This window comes from Microbacterium sp. ABR10, assembly GCF_057812175.1.
In genome coordinates this window covers 3,396,406-3,417,861 of sequence record NZ_CM173821.1, presented here as the reverse complement: position 1 = coordinate 3,417,861, position 21,456 = coordinate 3,396,406, and the positions used below count along the sequence as shown (strand labels likewise).

At 70.4% G+C, this 21,456-nt stretch carries 21 protein-coding genes; 19 read left to right on the top strand and 2 right to left on the bottom strand.

Features of this window, described 5'->3' with window-relative positions; genetic code table 11:
* Nucleotides 1-67 precede the first annotated feature (67 nt).
* From pcaG to ACXKZF_RS15780, 5 genes are read left to right on the top strand one after another with little or no spacing between them, the layout of a single operon-like run.
* Nucleotides 68-625, top strand: a complete 558-nt coding sequence (gene pcaG, locus ACXKZF_RS15800) for a protocatechuate 3,4-dioxygenase subunit alpha (RefSeq protein WP_488984845.1) — start codon at nucleotides 68-70, stop codon at nucleotides 623-625.
* Nucleotides 615-2,036 (top strand): lyase family protein, encoded by a 1,422-nt coding sequence (locus ACXKZF_RS15795; protein WP_488984844.1) that lies wholly within the window; start codon nucleotides 615-617, stop codon nucleotides 2,034-2,036. The genes pcaG and ACXKZF_RS15795 overlap by 11 nt, the downstream gene beginning before the upstream one ends.
* On the top strand, nucleotides 2,033-2,815 hold the full coding sequence (locus tag ACXKZF_RS15790) for an alpha/beta fold hydrolase (RefSeq protein WP_488984843.1): 783 nt from the start codon (nucleotides 2,033-2,035) through the stop codon (nucleotides 2,813-2,815). Before ACXKZF_RS15795 ends, ACXKZF_RS15790 begins: the two co-directional genes overlap by 4 nt.
* Nucleotides 2,815-3,282 carry a 4-carboxymuconolactone decarboxylase gene (gene pcaC / locus ACXKZF_RS15785; protein WP_488984842.1) on the top strand — a complete coding sequence of 156 codons (468 nt, stop codon included), beginning with the start codon at nucleotides 2,815-2,817 and terminating at the stop codon, nucleotides 3,280-3,282. The genes ACXKZF_RS15790 and pcaC overlap by 1 nt, the downstream gene beginning before the upstream one ends.
* A 20-nt stretch (nucleotides 3,283-3,302) precedes the next feature.
* The gene (locus ACXKZF_RS15780) at nucleotides 3,303-4,070 is read left to right on the top strand and encodes an IclR family transcriptional regulator domain-containing protein (RefSeq protein ID WP_488984841.1); all 768 of its coding nucleotides are present in this window, start codon (nucleotides 3,303-3,305) and stop codon (nucleotides 4,068-4,070) included.
* A 6-nt stretch (nucleotides 4,071-4,076) separates the two neighbouring features.
* Here the strand turns inward: ACXKZF_RS15780 and ACXKZF_RS15775 are convergent, their stop codons facing one another.
* Entirely contained in the window at nucleotides 4,077-4,604 is a 528-nt protein-coding gene (locus ACXKZF_RS15775; RefSeq protein WP_235561211.1) for a MarR family winged helix-turn-helix transcriptional regulator, read from the bottom strand.
* 59 nt (nucleotides 4,605-4,663) lie between these two features.
* Between ACXKZF_RS15775 and ACXKZF_RS15770 the strand changes: the two genes are divergently transcribed.
* From ACXKZF_RS15770 to ACXKZF_RS15745, 6 genes are all read left to right on the top strand, one after another.
* On the top strand, nucleotides 4,664-5,872 hold the full coding sequence (locus ACXKZF_RS15770) for an FAD-dependent monooxygenase (protein ID WP_488984840.1): 1,209 nt from the start codon (nucleotides 4,664-4,666) through the stop codon (nucleotides 5,870-5,872).
* An 85-nt stretch (nucleotides 5,873-5,957) separates the two neighbouring features.
* Nucleotides 5,958-6,701, top strand: a complete 744-nt coding sequence (locus ACXKZF_RS15765; protein WP_488984839.1) for a 3-oxoacid CoA-transferase subunit A — start codon at nucleotides 5,958-5,960, stop codon at nucleotides 6,699-6,701.
* A gap of 76 nt (nucleotides 6,702-6,777) precedes the next feature.
* Nucleotides 6,778-7,416 carry a 3-oxoacid CoA-transferase subunit B gene (locus tag ACXKZF_RS15760; protein WP_488984838.1) on the top strand — a complete coding sequence of 213 codons (639 nt, stop codon included), beginning with the start codon at nucleotides 6,778-6,780 and terminating at the stop codon, nucleotides 7,414-7,416.
* Nucleotides 7,417-7,419: 3 nt separating this feature from the next.
* Nucleotides 7,420-8,586, top strand: coding sequence for a thiolase family protein (locus ACXKZF_RS15755; RefSeq protein WP_488984837.1), 1,167 nt, complete (start codon nucleotides 7,420-7,422; stop codon nucleotides 8,584-8,586).
* Between the two features lie 349 nt (nucleotides 8,587-8,935).
* Nucleotides 8,936-10,237, top strand: coding sequence for a C-glycoside deglycosidase beta subunit domain-containing protein (locus ACXKZF_RS15750; RefSeq protein ID WP_055952179.1), 1,302 nt, complete (start codon nucleotides 8,936-8,938; stop codon nucleotides 10,235-10,237).
* Between the two features lie 86 nt (nucleotides 10,238-10,323).
* Complete coding sequence (locus ACXKZF_RS15745) at nucleotides 10,324-11,802, top strand: C-glycoside deglycosidase beta subunit domain-containing protein (RefSeq protein WP_488984836.1); 1,479 nt, start codon at nucleotides 10,324-10,326, stop codon at nucleotides 11,800-11,802.
* Between the two features lie 179 nt (nucleotides 11,803-11,981).
* Here ACXKZF_RS15745 and ACXKZF_RS15740 read toward each other — a convergent pair whose 3' ends face one another.
* Nucleotides 11,982-12,920 carry a LysR family transcriptional regulator gene (locus ACXKZF_RS15740; protein ID WP_488986014.1) on the bottom strand — a complete coding sequence of 313 codons (939 nt, stop codon included), beginning with the start codon at nucleotides 12,918-12,920 and terminating at the stop codon, nucleotides 11,982-11,984.
* Between the two features lie 227 nt (nucleotides 12,921-13,147).
* Here ACXKZF_RS15740 and ACXKZF_RS15735 point away from each other — a divergent pair, with 227 nt between their 5' ends.
* The 8 genes from ACXKZF_RS15735 (at nucleotide 13,148) to ACXKZF_RS15700 (ending at nucleotide 21,446) form a co-directional block, all read left to right on the top strand.
* Nucleotides 13,148-14,440 carry an ABC transporter substrate-binding protein gene (locus tag ACXKZF_RS15735; RefSeq protein WP_488984835.1) on the top strand — a complete coding sequence of 431 codons (1,293 nt, stop codon included), beginning with the start codon at nucleotides 13,148-13,150 and terminating at the stop codon, nucleotides 14,438-14,440.
* 72 nt (nucleotides 14,441-14,512) lie between these two features.
* Nucleotides 14,513-15,490, top strand: a complete 978-nt coding sequence (locus ACXKZF_RS15730) for a carbohydrate ABC transporter permease (protein ID WP_082484794.1) — start codon at nucleotides 14,513-14,515, stop codon at nucleotides 15,488-15,490.
* 1 nt (nucleotide 15,491) lies between these two features.
* Entirely contained in the window at nucleotides 15,492-16,328 is an 837-nt protein-coding gene (locus ACXKZF_RS15725) for a carbohydrate ABC transporter permease (RefSeq protein WP_488984834.1), read from the top strand.
* A 118-nt stretch (nucleotides 16,329-16,446) separates the two neighbouring features.
* Nucleotides 16,447-17,241, top strand: coding sequence for a TIM barrel protein (locus ACXKZF_RS15720; RefSeq protein WP_488984833.1), 795 nt, complete (start codon nucleotides 16,447-16,449; stop codon nucleotides 17,239-17,241).
* On the top strand, nucleotides 17,238-18,785 hold the full coding sequence (locus ACXKZF_RS15715; RefSeq protein ID WP_488984832.1) for a GMC oxidoreductase: 1,548 nt from the start codon (nucleotides 17,238-17,240) through the stop codon (nucleotides 18,783-18,785). The genes ACXKZF_RS15720 and ACXKZF_RS15715 overlap by 4 nt, the downstream gene beginning before the upstream one ends.
* 88 nt (nucleotides 18,786-18,873) lie before the next feature.
* The gene (locus ACXKZF_RS15710; RefSeq protein WP_055952160.1) at nucleotides 18,874-19,281 is read left to right on the top strand and encodes a C-glycoside deglycosidase beta subunit domain-containing protein; all 408 of its coding nucleotides are present in this window, start codon (nucleotides 18,874-18,876) and stop codon (nucleotides 19,279-19,281) included.
* A complete protein-coding gene (locus tag ACXKZF_RS15705; protein WP_488984831.1) occupies nucleotides 19,278-20,399 on the top strand; it encodes a sugar phosphate isomerase/epimerase family protein in 1,122 nt (373 codons plus the stop codon). The genes ACXKZF_RS15710 and ACXKZF_RS15705 overlap by 4 nt, the downstream gene beginning before the upstream one ends.
* 12 nt (nucleotides 20,400-20,411) lie before the next feature.
* Entirely contained in the window at nucleotides 20,412-21,446 is a 1,035-nt protein-coding gene (locus tag ACXKZF_RS15700; RefSeq protein WP_488984830.1) for a sugar phosphate isomerase/epimerase family protein, read from the top strand.
* Nucleotides 21,447-21,456: the final 10 nt, after the last annotated feature.

Sequence of the window (21,456 nt, the reverse complement as noted above, 5' to 3'; positions counted from 1 at the left end):
GATGACGACGACATCGACGCACGACCCGGTCCCTGAGCCCGTCGAAGGGCGAGCAGGAGGGCGACGAGTGATCCCCGCCAAGACCCACCGCGCGACCCCCGGCCAGACGGTCGGGCCGTTCTTCGCCTACGGGCTGGAGTACCCGAAGCAGCATGAGGTCGCCTTCCCGCACTCGCCCGGGGCGATCGTGCTCGGCGGCACCGTGTACGACGGGGCGGGCGCACCGGTGCCCGACGCGCTGATCGAGATCTGGGGAGCGGATGCCGACGGCTCGGTGCCGCGGGCCCGGGGCGCGTTCCGCCGCGACGACCACACCTTCACCGGCTTCGGTCGCGCGTTCACCGACGACGAGGGGCACTTCGAGTTCTGGACGCGCGAGCCCGGTGGCATCCGGGGGCGGGCGGGGTTCTACGCGGCGGTCGTCTTCGCGCGGGGCCTGCCCGACAAGCTGCACACGCGCATCTACGTGCCGGGGGATGACGCGGCGCTCGCCGCCGACCCGCTGCTGTCGACGCTGACGTCCGAGGAGCGCGCTACTCTCATCGCGACGCGCGCGGCCGACGGCCACCTGCGGCACGACATCCGGCTGCAGGGCGCGAGAGAGACGGTGTTCCTTGCCTTCTGAGCCCCTCGACCGAGGACTCCTCACGCCGGTCGCGGTCGGCCACGACGCGCTCGTGTCGGACGCCTCCGTGCTCGACGCGCTCGTGCGGGCCGAGGGTGCCCTCGTGGCGGCCTACGTCGAGCGGGGTGTCGCACCGCGTGAGGCGGGCACGGCGATCGACCACGCCTTCGGCCTCGACGAGAAGGGCGGGTCACCGTCGGCGACGCTCGACCTCGACGCGCTCGTCACGGCGTCGGTCGGGGGCGGGAACCCCGTCATTCCGCTCGTGGGAATGCTGAAGGAACGGGTGCCCGCCGCGCACCGCGCGTGGGTCCACCGCGGGGCGACGAGTCAGGACATTCTCGACACCGCCCTCATGGTGGTCGCGCAGCGCGCGGTGGAGCAGGTGCGCGGCTCCCTGGCAGACGCGGCCCCGCGGCTGCGACAGCTCGCCCTGCGTCATGCCGACGACGTCGCGGCCGCGCGCACGCTCACGCAACACGCGGTGCCCACGACGGTGGGTGCACGGGCGGCGACGTGGGCGCAGGGGATCGAGCGGGCGGCGTCCCGTCTCGACGCGCTCGTCTTCCCGGCGCAGCTCGGCGGCGCCGGTGGCACGCTCGCCTCGTTCGTGGAGATCACCGGATCCGCGGATGCCGCGGCTGCTCTGCCCGCGGCCTTCGCCCGGGCAGCGTCGCTCGACGTGCCCGAGGCGCCGTGGCACGTCACCCGCTGGCCGGTGACCGAGCTCGGCGACGCGCTCGTGCAGGCGCTCGACGCGCTGGGCAAGTTCGCGGCCGACGTGGCGACGCTGAGCCGCACCGAGATCGGCGAGGTGTCGGAGGGCGTGGGCGGTGGCTCGTCGGCCATGCCGCAGAAGCAGAACCCCGCCGAGGCGGTGCTGATCCGCTCCGCGGCCCTTCGCGCGCCGCAACTGGGCGCGACCCTGCACCTCGCGGCATCCCTCGCCGTCGACGAACGTCCCGATGGGGCCTGGCACGCCGAGTGGCCGACGTTGCGCGATCTTCTGCGGCTCGCGCTGGGCGCGTCGTGGCACGCCTCCTCGCTCGCGGCGCACCTGCGGGTGGACGCCGCGGCCGCCGCGCGCAACGCCGGAGCAACCGGCGGACGCCTCGTGAGCGAGCGCCTGCGCGGTGTTCTCGTGCCGCTCATCGGCGCCGAGCGCTTCGCCGACCTGCTCGCCGGCGACGACGACCTCGCCGTCGCACTGCGGGCACTGCCCGAGGCCGACGGTCTCGACGTCGACGCGCTGCTCGACCCCGCCTCGTACGTGGGGCTCGCGCCGCGGCTGGCTCGGGCGACCACCGGGGCTCCGGATGCTGCGGGGTCGCAGCCGGGCGCCGACGGCGCCGAAGCCGATCACCGAGATCGCACGGCATCCGACGGGAACGGACGCGGGGTGGACGAATGAGCGCGCTTCCGCTGATCTCGCTGACGGCGCCGGTCGGGCCGGTGGGCGCGCCGCTCGTCGTGCTCGGGCCCTCGCTCGGCACCTCGACGATCCTGTGGGACGACGTCGTGCCGCTGCTCGCCGACGACTACCGCGTCTCGGCCTGGGACCTCCCGGGTCACGGCGCGGGCCCCGTCGCTCGGGAGACGTTCTCGGTCGCCGACCTCGCGGATGCCGTGGCGGCTGCGGTGACCGACGAGACCTTCTTCTACGCGGGCGTCTCGCTCGGCGGCGCGACGGGGTTGGAGCTCGCCCTGCGGCACGGCGATCGGCTGCGGGCCGCGGGGATCGTGGCATCCGGGGCCCAGCTCGGCGACCCCGACGCGTGGGCCGAGCGTGCCGCTCAGGCGCGGGCGCAGAGCACGTCGAGCCTCATCATCGCCTCGGCGCAGCGCTGGTTCGCCCCCGACTCGATCGCTCGACGACCCGACCTGACCGGTCGCCTGCTGCACGCGTTGCAGGATGCCGACGACGACAGCTACGCCCGCTGCTGCGAGGCGCTCGCCGCCTACGACGTGCGCTCCTCTCTGGGCGAGATCGCCGTGCCGGTGCTCGCCGCGTGGGGGGCGTTCGACGCCGTCGCGCCCGAGGCCAAGGCCCTCGAGATCGCCGAGGGGGTGCGCGATGGCCGGGTGGCGCGCATCGACGAGGCGGGCCACCTGCCCCCCGCCGAACAACCCGAGGCCGTCGCGGCACTGCTGCGGTCGTTCTTCGTATCCGCTTCTCGAGAGGACGCCTGATGCCCACGGATCAGGAACGCTTCGACCAGGGCATGGTCGTGCGCCGCGCCGTGCTGTCGGACGCCCACGTCGACCGCGCCGTCGCGGCGACCACCGACCTGACCGCCGACTGGCAGGACTTCATCACCCGGGTGGCCTGGGGCGACATCTGGTCGCGACCCGGTCTCGACCGCCGGTCGCGCTCGATCGCCGTGCTCAGCTCGCTCATCGCGCACGGGCACCACGAGGAACTCGCGATGCACCTGCGGGCGGCCCTGCGCAACGGTCTGAGCGTCGACGAGATCCGCGAGGTGATCCTGCAGGCGGCGATCTACTCCGGGGTGCCTGCGGCGAATACGGCGTTCCGGATCGCGACGGAGGTGTTCGCGCAGGACGCCCCCGTGCCGGACGGGCAGGGCGGGGACGTGCCGGGCGGCGGCGTGGCGGGCGGGGACGTGCCGGGCGGCGGCGTGCAGGTCGGCGGGTGACCGGCGGATAGGGTGAGCCGGTGAGTGAGAGCGCGGGACCGGAGTTCGTCCAGTCGCTCGCGCGCGGTCTCGCGGTGATCCGGGCGTTCGACGCCGACCACGCGACATTGACCCTCAGCGACGTGTCGCGAAGGGCCGACCTGCCGCGGGCAGCGGCGCGACGGTTCCTGCAGACCCTCCAGACGCTCGGCTACGTACGCAGCGACGGGCGCGACTTCGCCCTCACCCCGCGGGTGCTCGAGCTGGGCTTCAGCTACCTGTCAGCGCTGTCGCTGCCGGCCATCGCGCAGCCGCACCTCGAGCGGCTGTCGAGGGACATCGACGAGAGCGTCTCGGCGGCGGTGCGGGACGGCCACGACATCGTCTACGTCGCCCGCGTCCCCACGCGGCGCATCATGAGCGTGGGCATCACGATCGGCACGCGCTTCCCGGCCTACGCCACGAGCATGGGCCGCGTGCTGCTGGCCGCCGAACCCGACGAGCGCATCGCAGAACTCATCGGAGCGGCCCGGCCCGAGCAGCTGACCCCGCGCACCCGGACCGACGTCGACGTGCTGACGGCCGAGCTCGTCCGCATCCGCGCGCAGGGATGGGCCCTCGTCGACGAGGAGCTCGAGCAGGGGCTGCGCTCGCTCGCGGTGCCCGTCCACGGGCGCGACGGGAGCGTCGTGGCCGCCGTCAACGTGTCGGCGAGCGCGCGCGGCGACGTCGACGAGTGGCGCGACAGGTGCCTGCCGCCCCTGGCTGCGGCGGCAGCGGCGATCGACGCGGAGCTCCGCCTGGTCTGAGACCCGTCAGCGCGGGGGCGGGTTCGCGGCTTCGAGGGCGTGGTCGTACACGCCGATGAGCCGGTCGAGGAAGTGCTGCACGGTGGCGCGCTCCGCGGCATCCATGTCGTCGACCACGCGTTCGACGCCGTCGATCAACGGCGCGACGAGGTCGCGCGCGCGGTCGCGGGACTGATCGACGGCCGTGACGACGAGCTTGCGCCCGTCGTGGGGGTGACGTTCGCGGTGGATGTGCCCGGCGTTCTCGAGGCGGTGCAGCACCAGCGTCATCGCGGCGGTCGAGATGCCCAGGCGCCGGGCCAGTTCGGTGGGGGTGGCCGCACCGGCGGAGATGAGGTGGTCCATCGCCTCGAGTCCGGGGGCGTCGACGGCGAGCGTGGCGGCGACGTGTCGCTCGAACTGCTGCTGGCGCAGGGTGACGCGCTGCACGCGCGCGCGGATGTCGTCGTCGCCCATCGGGGCTTCGGTGCGACGCGCGCGTTCGCGTTCGCGGCGGTCGTCGCGTGCGTCGGGGGAGTCTTCGAGCGCGGGCACACCCCCACGATAGTCGTGTAGATTGCCAATATCATTGATAATCAACGAAGCGGGGAAATATGTCGACGTCCCGAGGGCGAGTGCTGATCTGCGGGGCGAGCATCGCGGGCCCGGCGCTGGCGTACTGGCTGAACCGGTACGGCTACGAGACGGTGATCGTCGAGCGTGCTCGAGGCCTCCGCACCGGCGGACAGAACGTCGACGTGCGCGGCGCCGGACGCGAAGTGCTGCGGCGAATGGACCTCGAGTCCGCGGTGCGCGCGGCGACCACGGGGGAGGTGGGCACACGGTTCGTCGGACGCGACGGGCGGACCGTCGCGGCGTTCCCCGCCGGACGCGGCGACTCCGACGGCGCCACCGCCGAACTCGAGATCCTGCGCGGCGATCTCGCCGAACTGCTCGTCGAGCGCACCGCCGGGCGCACCGAGTACCGCTTCGGTGACCGGGTCACCGGGGTGGACCAGGATGCCGACGGAGTCGTCGTGCGTTTCGAGCGGGCGCCCGAGGAGCGGTTCACGCTCGTCGTCGCCGCCGACGGGATCGGTTCGCGAACGCGCGGGCTGGTCTTCGGTGATGAGCCGCAGATCCGCTCGCTGGGGCTCGAGACGACCTATGGCACGATCCCCCGCACCGCCGCGGACGACGACTGGTGGCGTTGGTACTCCGCGCCGGGCGGCCGGTCGATCACCCTGCGGCCCGATCCGCACGGCACGATCCGCGCGACGATGTCGGTGGTCACCGACCGCGAGCGCCCACGGACGGACCGCGGCGATGTCGACGCGCAGCGCCGCCGCTTGCGCGAGACCTTCGCCGATGCCGGCTGGGAGGCGGCGCGCGTGCTCGACGGCTTCGACCGCGCGGAGGAGCTGTATACCGACGCGATCGGTCAGGTGCGGGCTCCCCGCTGGTCGAACGGTCGGGTCGCGCTGGTGGGAGACGCCGCGTACTGCGCCTCGCCGGTCAGCGGCATGGGGACGAGCCTCGCTCTCGCCGGGGCCTACGTGCTGGCGGGGGAGCTCGCAGCCCACGTCGACCACCGCGACGCGTTCCGCGGATACGAGCGCGTGATGCGGCCCTACGTCGCCCAGGCGCAGAGCCTTCCCCCGGGCACCCCGCGGCTGGCGAACCCGACCTCGCGTCTCGGCGTCGGGGTGTTCCGCGGGGTGCTGCGGGTGGCATCCACCCCCGTCGTCGCGCGTCTCGCGAGTGGTCTGTTCACCCCTCCGGCGGATGCCATCGAGCTCCCGGACTACGCGCACCTGGGGTGATCGCGGGTCTTGCCCTAGCCGGCGGTCGGCGATAAAGTGTGCGTAAAGCGAACGGACGTTCGCAGAGCGAACACAGGAAGCCTCCATGATCAATAAGACCGTTCCCGACCTCGTGGCGGCCGTCGCCGGCATCCGCGACGGGGCCACCGTCATGATCGGCGGCTTCGGACGCGCCGGTCAGCCCGTCGAGCTCATCGACGCCCTCATCGCCCAGGGCGCCCGCGACCTCACCGTGGTCAACAACAACGCCGGCAACGGCGACACGGGTCTGGCCGCCCTGCTCGCGGCCGGCCAGGTGCGCAAGATGATCTGCTCGTTCCCCCGCCAGAGCGACTCGTGGGTGTTCGACGGGCTGTACCGCGAGGGCAAGGTCGAGCTCGAGCTCGTTCCGCAGGGCAACCTCGCCGAGCGCATCCGCGCCGCGGGCGCCGGTGTCGGCGGCTTCTTCACCCCCACCGGTTTCGGCACGCAGCTGGCGGAAGGCAAGGAGACACGGCGCATCGACGGGCGCGACTACGTGCTGGAGTATCCGATCCGTGCCGACGTGGCGCTCATCAGCGCCCGGGCAGCCGACCGGTGGGGCAACCTCGTCTACCGCGAGACGGCGCGCAACTTCGGCCCCATCATGGCCGCCGCCGCGGCGACCACCGTCGTGCAGGTCGACGAGATCGTGCCGCTCGGCGGGCTCGACCCCGAGGCCGTCGTCACCCCGGGGCTCTACGTCGACCGCGTCGTCGCGGTCGGTGAGCGTCCCTGGCTGCGCGACGGCGAGTTCGTGGGCGGGGTCGACATCGAGGGCCGGCCTCTCGCCGACGAGGACGCATCGTGAGCGCCCCCGCCCAGACGGCCCGCGCCATCGGCCCGGCGCCCGACACCGACGCACGCACCGACGAAGGGGCACCGCAGTGACCACCCGCATCTCCCGCGCCGAGCTCGCCGCCCGCGTGGCATCCGACATCCCCGAAGGCGCCGTGGTGAACCTCGGCATCGGGGCCCCGACCCTCGTCGCCGACTACCTGCCCGAGGGGCTCGAGATCGTGCTGCACACCGAGAACGGCATGCTCGGCATGGGCCCCGCGCCCGAGCGCGGACGTGTCGACCCCGACCTCATCAACGCCGGCAAGCAGCCGGTCACCGCTCTCGCGGGAGCGGCGTACTTCCACCACGCCGACTCATTCGCGATGATGCGCGGCGGTCACCTCGACGTGTGCGTGCTGGGGGCGTTCCAGGTGTCGGCGGGCGGCGACCTCGCCAACTGGTCCACGGGCGAGCCCGGGGCGATCCCCGCGGTCGGCGGGGCGATGGACCTCGCGATCGGGGCGAAGGACGTCTACGTCATGACCGACCTGCTGACCAAGGGCGGCGATCCCAAGCTCGTGGAGTCGTGCAGCTACCCGCTGACCGGGGTCGGCTGCGTCTCCCGCGTCTACACCGACCACGGCGTCTTCGACGTCACCCCCGACGGCTTCCGCGTGCGCGAGCTGTTCGGCGACAACACGCACGCCGAGATCGAGTCCCTGCTCGGTCTGAGCCTGGAGGCCTGAGACATGCCCGCATCCTTCGTCTACGACGCCGTCCGCACCCCCTTCGCCCGGCACGGCAAGGCCTTCGCCGACGTGCGCCCCGACGATCTCGCCGCGACCGTCATGGCATCCGTCGTCGAACGCACCGGGATCGACCCCGCGCGCATCGAGGACGTCATCTTCGGCGACGCCAACCAGGCCGGCGAGGACAACCGCAACGTCGCCCGATTCGGCGCCCTGCTCGCGGGCTTTCCTTCGTCGGTACCCGGCACGACCATCAACCGCCTGTGCGGATCGTCTCTGGATGCCGTGATCCAGGGCTCGCGCGCGATCGAGGCCGGAGACGCCGACGTGATCCTCGCCGGCGGTGTCGAGTCGATGACCCGCGCGCCCTTCGTGGTCGAGAAGAGCCCCCGGCCCTTCCCCGCGGCGAACCAGACGATGTGGAACACCTCGATCGGCTGGCGCATGACCAACCCGCGGCTGCGGAAGGACTGGACGATCTCGAACGGCGAGAGCGCCGAGAAGCTCGCCGAGATCTACGACATCTCGCGCGAGGAGCAGGACGCCTTCGCCGCCCGCAGCCACCGCCTCGCCGCCGCCGCCTGGGCCGCGGGTCGATTCGACGACGAGATCGTGCAGGTCGAGGGCCACGTGCTGGCCCGTGACGAGGGTATTCGCGACGACTCCACCGCCGAGGTGCTCTCGGGCCTGCGTCCGGCGTTCCGCGCGGGCGGCTCGGTGACCGCGGGCAACTCCTCGCCCATCAACGATGGGGCTTCGGCGGTACTGCTGGGTTCCGAGGGCGCGCTGGATGCCGAGCCCCTCGCCCGCATCGCCGGTCGCGCCGCGTTCGGCAACGACCCCGACGTGTTCGGCGTCGCACCCGTCGAGGCGGCCAACCGGGCGCTGGCCCGCGCGGGCCGGACGTGGGCGGATGTGTCGTTCGTCGAGCTCAACGAGGCGTTCGCGTCTCAGACGCTAGCGTGCGCGAAGCTGTGGACCGAGCTCGACCCGGCGCTGCTCAACGAGAACGGCGGCGCGATCGCGATCGGGCACCCGCTCGGTGCCTCGGGCGGCCGCATCATCGCGCGCGCCGCGCACGAGCTGAAGCGCCGCGGCGGCGGTGTGGCCGTGACCGCGATCTGCATCGGGGTGGGCCAGGGGCTCGCGGTGGTGTTGGAGCGCTGACGCGGCGGCGGTGAGGTCGTGGCGATGAGGCCATGTCCCACTTTTGGCTGTGTGGGAGCGCTCCAAGCCGCCACTTGTGGGACATGCTCCATGTGTAAGTGGGACGAGGGGCCGCGGCGGTGCCCTGGCCGCTGCGTCCGGCCGTGACCGTGTCCCACTCTTGGCTGTGTGGGAGCGCTCCGAGCCGCCACTTGTGGGACATGCACTGTGCATAAGTGGGACCAGGGGGCTTCGGTAGGCCCGGGGGGCGAGTGTCGAGGCGGGCTGATGTGCGGCATCACAACCTCTTATGTCTGAAAGAGGCAAAAGCGGGGTAGCGTCGGAGCGACACCACAGAGAGTGAGCGACGATGCTTCTCGAGAGAGATCTCATCCAGTCCGTCGGCTTCCGCAACGTCCGGGAGAGCGGCGAGATCACCGGCTTCCAGTTCCGCGTGCGGATGCCGTCCTACCGGGGCATGGCGGCCTCACTGATCGACGGCATCGGCGTGAGCATCCCGGGGCTGGTCGACGTGGCATCCGACGTGCCGCTGTGGACCCTGCAGGGCCGGCAGTACACGCTCGCCGAGCTGTGGGACGGCGACGGCGTGCGGTGGCCGCTCGAGGACGCGGCGATCATCACCGTGCCACTGCCCGGCGGCCTGCCCGACGGCACGCACGAGCTGTCGATCGATCTGCGCCTGCGCATGTCGTACATCCCCGAGGAGCACCAGCCGAGCCGGTACCGCGTCACGAAGTACGTCACGCTCGCGCCCGAGGCATCCGGTGCCCCCTTCCGCTACGGCGTCTCGCTGTACAGCTACATGGGCGACTACGGCACGGTGATGGACCTCGAGACCGCGCTCGCCTCGATCGCCGACCTCGGGGCGACGGGCGTGGAGATCCTCGGCGAGGGACACGTGCCGAACTACCCGAACCCCTCGCAGGAGTGGGTCGACGACTGGTTCGCGCTCCTCGAGAAGTACGGCCTCGAGCCCACCAACTACGGCTCGTGGATCGACACCCGCCTGCACTCCAGCGGCCCGAACGGCCGCGACATGACGGTGGAAGAGGGGGCGGCCGCCCTGCAACGCGATCTGCGCCTCGCCCAGCGCCTGGGCTTCCGGTTCGTGCGGCCCAAGATCGGTGTGGTCTCCAGCGACCTCATCCCGCACCCGATCTGGACCGCGGTCGTCGAAGCCTCGCTGCCCCTGGCCGAAGAGCTCGACGTGATCATCTGTCCCGAGATCCACTCGCCGACCCCCATCAAGCACGAGGTCGTCGACGACTACATCGCCCTCATCCGCCGCACCGGTACGAAGCACTTCGGCCTGCTGCTCGACACCGGCATCTTCCAGGACCGCCCGATCCCGCTCAAGCCCGGCGAACTGCCAGGGCAGCGCCCGGCCTTCCTCGACGGCATCCACGTCGACCCCGCCGACGTCTTCGACGTGATCGAGAACGTGGTGTTCATCCAGGCGAAGTTCCACGACATCGACGAGCAGCTCGACGACAAGCAGATCCCCTGGGAGCCCGTGCTCAAGGCGCTGAAGGACGCGGGGTACACCGGGTACCTCTCCAGCGAGTACGAGGGAGAGCGCGAACCCTGGCGCAGCATCGAACAGGTCCGCCGCCAGCACTCGCTGATGCGCCAGATCGCCGATCGCATCTGAGCCGGCCTGTAACCGGCCACCCCGCCCGACGCGCATCCACCGCACCCGCGCCACCGCACCCGCGCCACCGCACTGAGGAGACCCCCATGCCCAACGGCCTCATCCACGACGACAGCCTGCGCGCGCACCCCGACGGGCTCGCCCTGCGCCTGACCATCCCCTGGTACCGCAGCCTCTGGTTGTCATCGGTGACGACCCTCGCCCTCACCGTCGACGGAGAGCAGGTGGATGCCGACGACCTCCGGGTCGCATTCGGTGACACCTCCTACCGGCTCGACGATCTGCCCGAGCAGAGCGAACGGCTCTGGTTCCTGCAGGAGCACCCGCTGCTGATCGCGCGCCGCGCTACCCCGGTCGCCCTCGGCGAGACGCACGATGTCGTGCTGCACGGCGAGCTGCGCCTGCCCTACATGCAGATCGCGCCCGGCCAGGACGGCGGTCCCGGGATGTACGTGCCGAACGTCGTGCACGACGTGAAGACCCTCACCGTCGTCGACGCGGATGCCGGGACCCCCGCGCTCGTGTCGGACGTGACGCCGCCGTCCCCGGCGAGCGACGACGACCCGTTCCAGCTGGGTCTGACGCTGTACTCGGCGAGCGCCGAGTTCCGCGCGGGGTACTTCGACTTCGATGGTCTGCTCGACCGCGTCGCGGAGCTGGGGATCGGCCCCGGCATCGAGATCGTGGCATCCCAGATGGTGCCGACCTACCCGGTGGTCGGCGACGACTTCGTGCGCACGTGGCGCGCGGCCTTCGACCGCCACGGGTTCGTCGCAAGCTCGTTCGGCGCGAACCTCGACATGGGGCGACGGCGCGATCGCGACATGACCCCCGACGAAGAGTTCGCTTTCTCGACGCTCATGTTCGAGGGAGCGAAGAAGCTGGGCTTCCCGCTCGTTCGCATCCAGAGCGCGAAGCCCGAACTGCTGCGGCGGTTGCTCCCCCTCGCGGAAGACCTCGAGCTGAAACTCGCCTACGAGATCCACGCGCCGATGGGTCCGAACGCGGAGCCCGTCCTGCGGGTCCGTGAGACGTACGCCGAACTCGATTCGCCCCTGCTGGGCTTCGTGGCCGACTTCTCCTCGACCATGCACGCGATGTCGCCGACCCTGCTGCGGGCCGTGCGGCGCGCGGGTCTCGACGACGAGGCCGTGGCGAAGCTGCAGGAGATCTGGGCGACGGATGCCACGATGCGCGAGCGCCAGCAGGAGTTCCTCGGCTACCTGCGCGGCCGCGACTTCGACCCGGGTCGCCTGGGGTCGTTCGCGCACCTGGCCTTCAACATGCACGGCCACGTCGACCCGCGGGAGTGGGCCGACATCATGCCGCAGATCCTGCACGTGCACGCGAAGTTCTACGACATCGACGACAGCGGTCAGGAGCCGGCGATCGACTATCCCGAGCTCGTGCGCGTGTTCGTCGAGGGCGGGTACCGCGGCTTCTGGTCGAGCGAATGGGAGGGCCACGCCTTCGCCGAACTCGGCGAGGTCGACCCCCTGCTGCTCGTGCGCCGCCAGCACGACCTCATCCGGACGTCGATGCGGGCGGTGACGGCGGCCGTCTGAGCACACCGCGGGGTGCGGCGTGCGTGGGGGCTCGCCGCGCCCCGTCGGTGGGGCGACCCCGGCCGCGCGCAAAGTCAGCGATTCGCGCATCCTCAGCCCGAACGGCCGGGATGCCACGGAGGTTGTGCTCATCGCTGAGGGAGCGACCCGCGGCACGCGGCCGCGGGACCGTGCGTCGGCTACACCGGAGCGTGGCCGGCGGCGATGCGTCTGCCCGCCTCGGCGAACAGGCCGCGCATCCACTCGTGCTCAGGATCGCGGGTGTGCGAGGGGTGCCACCACAGCGCACTCACGAGGGGCGTCGCGGCGAACGGCAGGGGCACGACCCGGATGCCGCCGATGCGCAGCAGGTGCGGGGCGAGGGCCGACTGCACCAGCCCGACGCGACGGGTTCCGCTGACGAAGTGTCCGACCGAGAGGAAGCTCTCGAGCACCACCTCGATGTGCGGTTCGACGCCGAGCTGCTGGATCTGACGGGCGGCCGAGGTGAAGGCCGACCGCGACTGGAACGTGAGCACCCACGGCATGTCGGCGAGGTTCTGCATCGTCAGCGCATCGCCGACGTCGCCGTTGTCGGCCGAGACGACCGCGAACCAGTCGTCCTGCCAGAGGTCGAGGTAGGGCAGCCCCGAGACGGGGCCGTGCGGGATGACCATGCCGTCGGCTGAGCGCAGCCGGTTCGTCGCGTCTTCGACGATGCCGGGGTTGTGCAGCATGTAGCGGAACCGCACGCCGGGCGCCCTCTCGGCGGCCAGTTGCGAGACGATCGTGCCGACGGTGACGAAGCCGTAGTCCGATCCGTAGATCGAGAACTCGCGGGTGGACTCCGCGGGCGACCACGACGCCTGGCTCTCGAACACGCGGCGGGCGGCTTCGAGCGCCGTCGTCGTGTGCTCGGTGAGTCGGACGGCGAACGGCGTCAGTTCGTAGGTGTTGCCGCGTCGGGCCAGGATCTGATCGTCGAAGTGGGTGCGCAGGCGCGCCAGCGATGCGCTGAGGGCGGGCTGGCTCAGGTGCAGCCGTTCCGCCGCGCGGGTGACGCTGCGCTCGGTGAGCAGGGCGTCGAGGGCGACCAGGAGGTTCAGGTCAAGGCGCGAGAGCGTCGCATGATCGGTCACCACGTCGTGATCCTTCGCTCGGGGAAGCTGTGGGCCGATCGTATCAACCGCATCTATGCCCGGGCTAGGCCGCATATCCACGAGCGATGGGGCAGCGGGCGCCTCGCCTTATGCGCCACATCGTGAAGACTTATGTGCGTTTTCTACGCATCGCGCGGATACTGAGTCACACAGCACAGGCGCTCCCACCGAAGGGCTCGCCGACAACGTCGTCAGAAAGGCTGGCCATGACTCAGCATCGCCGCGTCACGCGGATCGCAGGTCTCCTCGCTCTTCCCGCCACCGCCGCTCTCGTCCTCGCCGGGTGCTCCGGCGGGGGAACGGGCGGCGCCGCGGAGGGCGATTCCGAATCGTTCACGTTCACCTTCGCCACCTCCAACAACCTCGAGAGCCCCTACGAGACGCTCGCCAAGGAGTACATGGCGGCGAACCCCGGTGTGACCATCACCACCAACCCCACGCCCAACGACAAGTACGGCGAGACCATCCGCACGCAGCTCCAGGCCGGCAACGCCTCCGACGTCGTGCAGACCACGCCCGGATCGGGCGACGCCCGCGGCCTCATCCCCCTCGCCGAGGCCGGCTTCCTCGAGCCCCTCGGCGACACGGCCACCTCGCTCGTGCCCTCCGGCAGCGAACCGCTGTTCGAGGTCGACGGCAAGACCTACGGTCAGCCCCTCGACTTCACCATCGCCGCCGTCGTCGCCAGCATGGGGACCGCCGGCATGAACGGCATCACCGAGTGGCCGACGACCATGGACGACTTCTACGCGGACTGCGCGGCCCTCGCGGGCCAGGGCAAATCGATGCTCGCCCTCGCCGGTGCCGCCGGTCCCAACGCGGGCCTGACCGCCCAGGGCATCGCCGCGACCCGCGTGTACGCCTCCGACCCCGAGTTCAACGCCGAGCGCGCCGCGGGCGAGACGACCTTCGCCGACAGCGAGGGCTGGGCCGACGCGCTCCAGACCATCGTCGACCTGAAGGACGCCGGCTGCTTCCAGCCCGGTGCCGAGGGCGGCGGCTTCGACGCCATCACCAACGGCCTCGCGCAGGGCACCTCCGTCGGCAGCTTCATCCCGTCGGGCTCGGCGGTCGAGATCGCCACGGCGGCCCCGCCGGAGGCCGACTTCAAGGTGCAGCCCTTCCCGGCGGCCGACGGCGGCGAGCCCTACGTGCTGGCGAGCTCGAACTACACGATCTCCATCAACGCGAAGTCGACAAAGAAGGATGCCGCGACGAAGTTCGTCGACTGGCTGGCGACGCCCGAGGCGCAGCAGAAGTACTACGAGGCCTCGGGTCTGCTCCCCATCTCGGAGTACAAGAACCTCGACCTCAGCGACACGATCTACTCCGAGGTCGTCGCCGACATCTCGAACGGTTCGTACACGACGCTGCCCAACAACGTCTGGCCCAACCCGGCCGTCTACGAGGCGCTGCAGGTGGGCGTCCAGGGTCTGCTGACCGGCCAGACCAGCATCGACCAGGTGCTTCAGAACATGGATTCGGCCTGGGGCAACTGAGAGATTCCGCCGCCCGGGACGTCGAGACCCGGGCGGCGGAGCCGCACCCCGATCGAGGATGACGAGGATCTGATGAGCACCACCTTCCGAAGCGGCGACATCGCCGCCACCGAGACCGAACGCGTGGTCCTGCCCGGCCGCGGCGGTCGCCGCCGCCGCACCGCACCCGCACCGCGGCGAAAGGGTCTGCTGCAGTTCGGCTACTGGTGGTGGGCCCTTCCCGGGGTGCTCTTCGTCATCGGCATCCACTACGTCGCCACCAGCATCGGCGGCTTCTTCTCCTTCACGAACTGGACGGGCATCGGAGCCTTCGACCTCGTCGGGCTCGACAACTTCGTGCGCATCTTCCAGGACCCCACCAAGATCGGCGCTCTGTGGAACACCCTGTTCCTCGCGTTCGGCGCGGTGATCCTCAGCAACGTCTTGGGCCTCGGCGTGGCGCTGGGCCTGAATCGGGGGCTGAAGAGCCGCTACATCCTGCGGACCCTCTTCTTCATGCCGGTGGTGCTGAGCCCGCTGGCCACCTCCTACATCTGGAAGTTCATCTTCGACTACAACGGCCCGCTCAACATCGTGCTGCGGGGGATGGGCCTCGACTCGGTGGCGCGGGCCTGGATCGCCGACCCCACGTGGGCGATCTGGACGATCCTCGTCGTGCTGGTGTGGCAGAACATCGGCTTCGCGATGGTCATCTACATGGCGGGACTCGCGGCCGTGCCGGTCGAGATCGAGGAGGCCGCGGCGATCGACGGCGCGAACCTCCGCCAGCGCTTCTGGCACGTGACTCTTCCCTCGATCCGCCCCGCCGTCGCGATCGCCACGACGCTCGGCCTCGTCAACGGCCTGCGCGTGTTCGACCAGATCATGGCACTCACCGGCGGGGGGCCCGCCGCGGCGACCGAGACCCTCGCCACGCAGGTCTACAAGCAGTCGTTCGCCCTCGGCAACTTCGGCTACGGCGCGGCGCTCGCGCTGCTGCTGACCCTCATCATCCTGGTCTTCGCCGTCGTGCAGCAGCGTCTGACCAACGGCCGCTCGGAGGAGAACTGACATGTTCCGCTACACCAAGCTCACGGGCCTGCGGGAATTCCTGTTCTGGATCGCCGCGCTCGTGTTCCTGCTCCCGTTCTACTTCCTCGTCACCACGTCGCTGAAGTCCGACCGCGAGGTCATCACGTCGTCGACGCTCGCGCCTCCCACCGCCCCCGACTTCGGCAACTTCGTCAAGGTGCTCACCGCGACCGGTAACTCCAATGTCGTGATGGGCCTAGTCAACAGCACCATCATCACCGCGGGCAGCATCGTGCTCATGGTGCTGCTGGGCTCCCTCACCGGCTACGTCATCGCCCGCAGCACGCGGCGCTGGAGCCGCGTGGTGTACTACCTGTTCCTCGTCGCCATCGTGCTGCCGACCCAGCTGGGCACTGTCCCGCTCTACATCGGTGCCCGTGCGCTCGGCCTCACCGGATCGGCGTGGGGCATGATCATCCTCTACACCGGCATGCTGCTGCCGCTGTCGATCTTCCTGTACGCGGGTTTCTTCCGCGGGCTCGGCACCGAGTACGAGGAGGCCGCGACCATCGACGGCGCGAGCCGCACGCAGATCTTCTTCCGCATCGTCCTGCCGCTGATGTCGCCGGCGACGGGAACCGTTGCGATCCTCGCCGGACTCATCGTCTGGAACGACTTCTTCACATCGCTGATCTTCCTCGGCGGATCGGCGAACCAGACCCTGCCGGTGGCCATGTACTACTACATCGGCTCTCTCGTGTCGGCCTGGAACCAGATCTTCGCGATCGTCATCGTCTCGATGATCCCGATCCTCGCCTTCTACCTCTTCGCCCAGAAGCGCTTCATCCAGGGCTTCGCCGGCGGCTTGAAGGGCTGACGCCTTCGTTCCACTGAGGCCGGACCACCGGCCTCACGGGCTGACCATGCCCAGATGGATGCCGCGGAGCGCGGCATCCGTCGATCGTCGCGCCTCGCGCACCACGAAAGGACACCCCGTGTACCAACTCGCCCCCAACATCGAGCTCCTCTTCACCGAGGCCGGCGACTACCACGACCGCGTGCGCGCGGCGGCGGCGGCGGGCTTCGACGCCGTGGAGATGTGGGGTCCGACCGGCGCCGACGCACCCGCGACGCCGAAGGACCTCCCCGCCCTGAAGGCGGCGCTGCAGGAGACCGGCGTGCAGCTCACCGCGCAGCTGGCTGAGCCCCGCACGCAGTTCATGATCCCGCCGTGGGATCACTCGGAGTTCTTCCGCAAGCTCGACGAGGGCGTCGAGATCGCCCGCGAGCTCGGCTGCCCGCGCCTGGTCGTGGGAAGCGGCACGGGCTTCGGCGGGTGGAAGCGCCAGGTGCAGCTCGACAAGCTCGTCGAGATCTACCAGAAGGCGATCGCGCAGATCGACGGGTCGGGGATCGGTCTCGTGCTCGAGCCGGTCAACGTGCGCGTTGACCACCCCGGTTCGCTGCTCGACCGCACGGCCGAGGCCGTCTACGTCGCCCGGGGCGTCGCCTCGCCGCAGTTCGGGGTGCTGTACGACATCTACCACTCGGCCGTCGAGGGTGAGGACATGGAGGCCGAGCTGGCCGGCGCCGGCGATCTCATCCACTACGTGCAGCTGGCCGACGCCCCCGGCCGCGGAGAGCCCGGGACGGGTGAGCTCGATTGGACCGAGCGCTTCCGCCTGCTGCGTGACGCCGGCTACGACGGCCCGGTGGGCCTGGAGTACTACCCGACCACCGCGTCGGAGGCCTCGGTCGCCCACGTCGTCGAGATCGCACGCGCCGCATGAACGCCCGGCGGTACCCGCACTCGGTCGACGTCGTCATCGTCGGTAGCGGCCCCACGGGTGCGGCCTATGCGCGCATCCTCTCGGAGCGTGCGCCCGGCGCGACCATCGCGATGTTCGAGGTCGGCCCGACGGTGTCGGACCCTCCCGGCGCGCACGTGAAGAACATCGCCGACCCCGCCGAGCGCGCCCGCGCGCAGATGGCGTCGGAGGGCCCCGGCGAGCGGGGCGCGAAGGTCGCCAACCCGGGCGCGGCGAAGGCGGGGGTGCGCGGGGCGCGCCCCGGCACCTTCCTGCTCGAGGACGGGTACGCCTTCGACGGTGAAGACGGGATGCCGGTCGCGGCGATGTCGAGCAACGTCGGCGGTATGTCGGCGCACTGGACGGGCGCGTGCCCGCGTCCGAACGACAGCGAGCGCATCACCTTCCTGCCCGACCTCGACGAGCTGCTCGCCGAGGGAGAGCGTCTGCTCGGCGTGCGCACCGACGCGTTCGACGCCGCACCCTTCGGCGCCATCGTGCGCGAGCGGCTGTCCGCCGCGGTCGACGAGGGCCGTATCGAGGCGACCCGGGTGCAACGGATGCCGTTGGCCGCCCATCGTCGCGACGACGGCCGTCTGGTGTGGTCGGGGTCCGACGTGGTGCTCGGCGACGAGACGCGCGACAACCCCGGCTTCTCGCTGATCGACGAGTCTCTCGTGACCTCGGTCCTGCGCGTCGCGGGCCGCGCCGCGGGTGTCCGCGTGCGCGACCTGCGCTCGGGTGGCGAGCACGAGGTCGCGGCGCGGTTCGTGGTGGTCGCCGCCGACGCACTGCGCACCCCGCAGCTGTTGTGGGCGTCGGGCGTCCGTCCGCATGCGCTCGGTCGCTACCTGAACGATCAGGCGCAGATCGTGTTCGCGGCGCGCTTGCGCGACATGCCGCCCCTCGGCGCCGATGCGCCCGCGACGGGGCTCGCCGAGTACAGCGGTGTGAGCTGGGTGCCGTTCACCGAGGGAATGCCCTTCCACGGTCAGATCATGCAGCTCGACGCCTCGCCCATCCCGCTCGCCGAGGACGACCCCGTCGTGCCCGGCTCGATCGTGGGGCTCGGTCTCTTCTGCGCGAAGGACCTGCAGGCCGACGACCGTGTCGCCTTCGACGACGAGCACGTCGACGGCTACGGGATGCCGGCCCCGCGCATCCACTACACGCTCACCGCCCGCGATCACGCGGTCATGGAGCGGGCGCGGCAGGAGATCGTGCGCCTCGGTGAGGCGGTCGGCGATCCGCTCGACAGTCGTCCGTTCACCCTTCCGCCGGGGTCGTCGCTGCACTACCAGGGCTCGACGCGGATGGGTGTCGCCGACGACGGGACGAGCGTGTGCGATGTCGACAGCGAGGTATGGGGCGTCCCGGATCTCTTCGTCGCCGGCAACGGGGTCATCCCGACCTCGACCGCGTGCAATCCCACGCTGACGTCGGTCGCGCTGGCGGTGCGGGGAGCGCGGAAGATCGCGGCGGTGCTGTCGCGAGAGCAGGTCGCCACGGCATCCGTCGCCTTCTAAATCTTGCTTATGCAGGAATAAGACATTAGTGTGTAGGAATCAAGACAAAGAGGTCTGCGGCCAAGGCCGCACCGACGAGGAGGTCATCGTGATCCCGGATCGCATCATCGAGCAGGGGACGCTCACCGCCCACGGCGGACGCGCGTCGGTGGAGGTGCGCCTGCCCTGGTACCGGGCGCTGCCGGCATCCTGCATCTCAGGGGCGAAGCTGACCGTCGACGGCGTCGAGGCGCCCGCCGACTCCCTGCGCTGGGGCATGAACGGCGAGGAGCTCACCTTCGCCGAGATGAAGACGAACATCGAGCAATGGTGGTTCCCCACCGACTCGGCGGTGCTGTCGGGAGAGGTGCCGGTGGATGCCGGGGAGCACGAGGTGCGCGTCGACCTCGAGCTCTACATCCCGTACATCATCATCGCCGACGACCAGGTGCTGCACATCGAGGAGCACGACACCAAGAAGATGACCGTCCGCCAGGTCGAGGAGGCCCGCGCATGACCCTTCGACAGGCTCAGGGACCGGACAAAGGAACGCCCATCCAGGGCGTCACCCTCTACAGCTTCACCCGCGCCTTCCACGGTCGCGAGTACGACCTCGACCAGCTCATCCGCAAGACCGCGGCCGAGGGCTTCGGTCCGGGCCTGGAGATCATCGGATTCTCCAGCTTCCGGGGCTTCCCCGAGATCGACGACCACTTCGCCGGGCGGTTCTCCGACCTCGTCGACGAGGTGGGCCTCGTGCGCACCTCGCTCGCCGTCAACGCCGACATCGGCCTGCGCCCCGACAAGCTCATGAACCAGGACGAGCTCCTCGCGTACATGCGCAAGCAGATCGCGGCGGCAGCGAAGCTCGGCTTCCCCATCGCCCGCGTGCAGATCTCGATCACCCCCGACTCGATGGAGGCCCTGGCCCCGATCGCCGAGGAGTACGGCGTCACCCTCGCGCTCGAGGTGCACGCCGACCAGTACGCCTCGCACCCCCGCATCCTGGCTCTCCGCGACCGGTACGAGAAGGTCGGTTCGCCCTTCCTCGGCTTCACGATGGACTGGGGCGCGACGGTCTCGGGCTTCGCCCCCTCGCTCATCGAGGCCTACCGCCGTCGCGGCGCGTCGGAGGAACTGCTGGCCGCCGTCGTGCAGCTGTGGGACGACTTCTACGAGCAGGGCCCGCCCGCCGACCAGGCCGATCACGGTCAGCGCTTCGGCCGCTTCATCGGCCTCGCGCACCAGCACGGCCGCCCCGACCTCGGCATCGACTTCGGCATCAACGGCACGGGCCTGTTCGGTCCGGCGCGCGTGGACGACTGGCTCGAGATCATGCCGTGGGTCAAGCACGTGCACGGCAAGTTCTTCGGCATCGACGAGAACGGGAACGAGCCCTCGGTGCCCGTCGCCGACCTCATCACGCTGCTCGTCGAGAACGGCTACAGCGGCGCCGTCTCGAGCGAGTACGAGGGCTGGCACTGGAACCACTGGCAGAGCCCCTTCGAGATCATCCGCGGAGAGCAGGCCATCCAGCGCACGGCGGCCGAGGCCGCCGGATCCCGAATGATCACGGATGCAGCGAGCGCACGCCGCGCTCTGAACACCCACCTCGCGCACGCCGTGCGCGCCTGAAAGGACAGCCCCATGAGTGACGGCATCGCCGGAACCGGCATCAAGCTCGGCACCACGCTCTACTCGATGACGAGCGAGTTCGCCGCCGGCCTCTACACCCCCGAGACCCTCATCAAAGATGTGCACGACCAGGGCATCGGCCCGGGCGTGGAGTTCAACTTCGCGCAGCTGCTGCGCTCGTACCCCGATGTCGACGCGGAGTTCGTGAAGCTCTGGTTCGACTCGCTCGAGAAGTACGGTCTCGAGGCCAGCGCCGTCGGGACCAACCTCGACATGGGCCGCCTCAAGAGCCGCGACATGACGCTCGACGAGGAGCACGACTTCCTCGCCCGTCAGCTCAAGGCCGCGCACACCCTCGGCTTCAAGAAGATCGTCATCCGCTCGCACGGCAAGGAACTGCTGCGCAGCCTCCTCCCGCTCGCCGAGAAGTACGACCAGAAGCTCGGCTACGAGATCCACGCGCCGTCGGGTCCGAACGACCCCAAGGTGCTCGAGATGCGCGAGATGTACGACGAGCTGCAGTCGGACCGCCTCGGCTTCACCGCCGACTTCTCGTCGACCATGCACTCGCTTTCGCCCACCTTGCTGCGCACTCTCGGGCAGATGGGCATGGACGAGAAGCACTTCCCGGTCATGAAGGAGATCTGGCACGAGCCGACCCCGATGCACGTGCGCAACCAGAAGTTCGAGGACTACCTGTCGGGTGAGGGCGTCGACTTCCTACGCTTCGGGCCCTTCACGCGTCTCGCGTTCAACATGCACGGTCTCGTCGCTCCCGAGGAGTGGCTCGACATCATGCCGCAGATCTTCCACGTGCACGCGAAGTTCTACGACATCGGCGCCGACGGCGAAGAGCCCGCCATGGACATCCCGCGCATCGTGAAGCAGTTCGTGATCGGCGGTTACGAGGGCTACCTCTCCAGCGAGTGGGAGGGCCACGCCTTCAGCGACCTCGGCGAGAGCGACCCGATCGACCTCGTCAAGAAGCAGCACGCGCTCATGCGTCAGGCGATCGAGGACACCGTCGCCGCGAAGCAGCCGGTCTGAGCGTCCACGA

Excerpts from the sequence above, each read along its gene's own strand:
- ACXKZF_RS15790 (WP_488984843.1), top strand. The coding sequence starts at position 2,033 with ATGAGCGCGCTTCCGCTGATCTCGCTGACGGCGCCGGTCGGGCCGGTG.
- pcaC (WP_488984842.1), top strand. The coding sequence starts at position 2,815 with ATGCCCACGGATCAGGAACGCTTCGACCAGGGCATGGTCGTGCGCCGC.
- ACXKZF_RS15770 (WP_488984840.1), top strand. The coding sequence starts at position 4,664 with ATGTCGACGTCCCGAGGGCGAGTGCTGATCTGCGGGGCGAGCATCGCG.
- ACXKZF_RS15765 (WP_488984839.1), top strand. The coding sequence starts at position 5,958 with ATGATCAATAAGACCGTTCCCGACCTCGTGGCGGCCGTCGCCGGCATC.
- ACXKZF_RS15755 (WP_488984837.1), top strand. The coding sequence starts at position 7,420 with ATGCCCGCATCCTTCGTCTACGACGCCGTCCGCACCCCCTTCGCCCGG.
- ACXKZF_RS15750 (WP_055952179.1), top strand. The coding sequence starts at position 8,936 with ATGCTTCTCGAGAGAGATCTCATCCAGTCCGTCGGCTTCCGCAACGTC.
- ACXKZF_RS15745 (WP_488984836.1), top strand. The coding sequence starts at position 10,324 with ATGCCCAACGGCCTCATCCACGACGACAGCCTGCGCGCGCACCCCGAC.
- ACXKZF_RS15735 (WP_488984835.1), top strand. The coding sequence starts at position 13,148 with ATGACTCAGCATCGCCGCGTCACGCGGATCGCAGGTCTCCTCGCTCTT.
- ACXKZF_RS15730 (WP_082484794.1), top strand. The coding sequence starts at position 14,513 with ATGAGCACCACCTTCCGAAGCGGCGACATCGCCGCCACCGAGACCGAA.
- ACXKZF_RS15725 (WP_488984834.1), top strand. The coding sequence starts at position 15,492 with ATGTTCCGCTACACCAAGCTCACGGGCCTGCGGGAATTCCTGTTCTGG.
- ACXKZF_RS15715 (WP_488984832.1), top strand. The coding sequence starts at position 17,238 with ATGAACGCCCGGCGGTACCCGCACTCGGTCGACGTCGTCATCGTCGGT.
- ACXKZF_RS15705 (WP_488984831.1), top strand. The coding sequence starts at position 19,278 with ATGACCCTTCGACAGGCTCAGGGACCGGACAAAGGAACGCCCATCCAG.
- ACXKZF_RS15700 (WP_488984830.1), top strand. The coding sequence starts at position 20,412 with ATGAGTGACGGCATCGCCGGAACCGGCATCAAGCTCGGCACCACGCTC.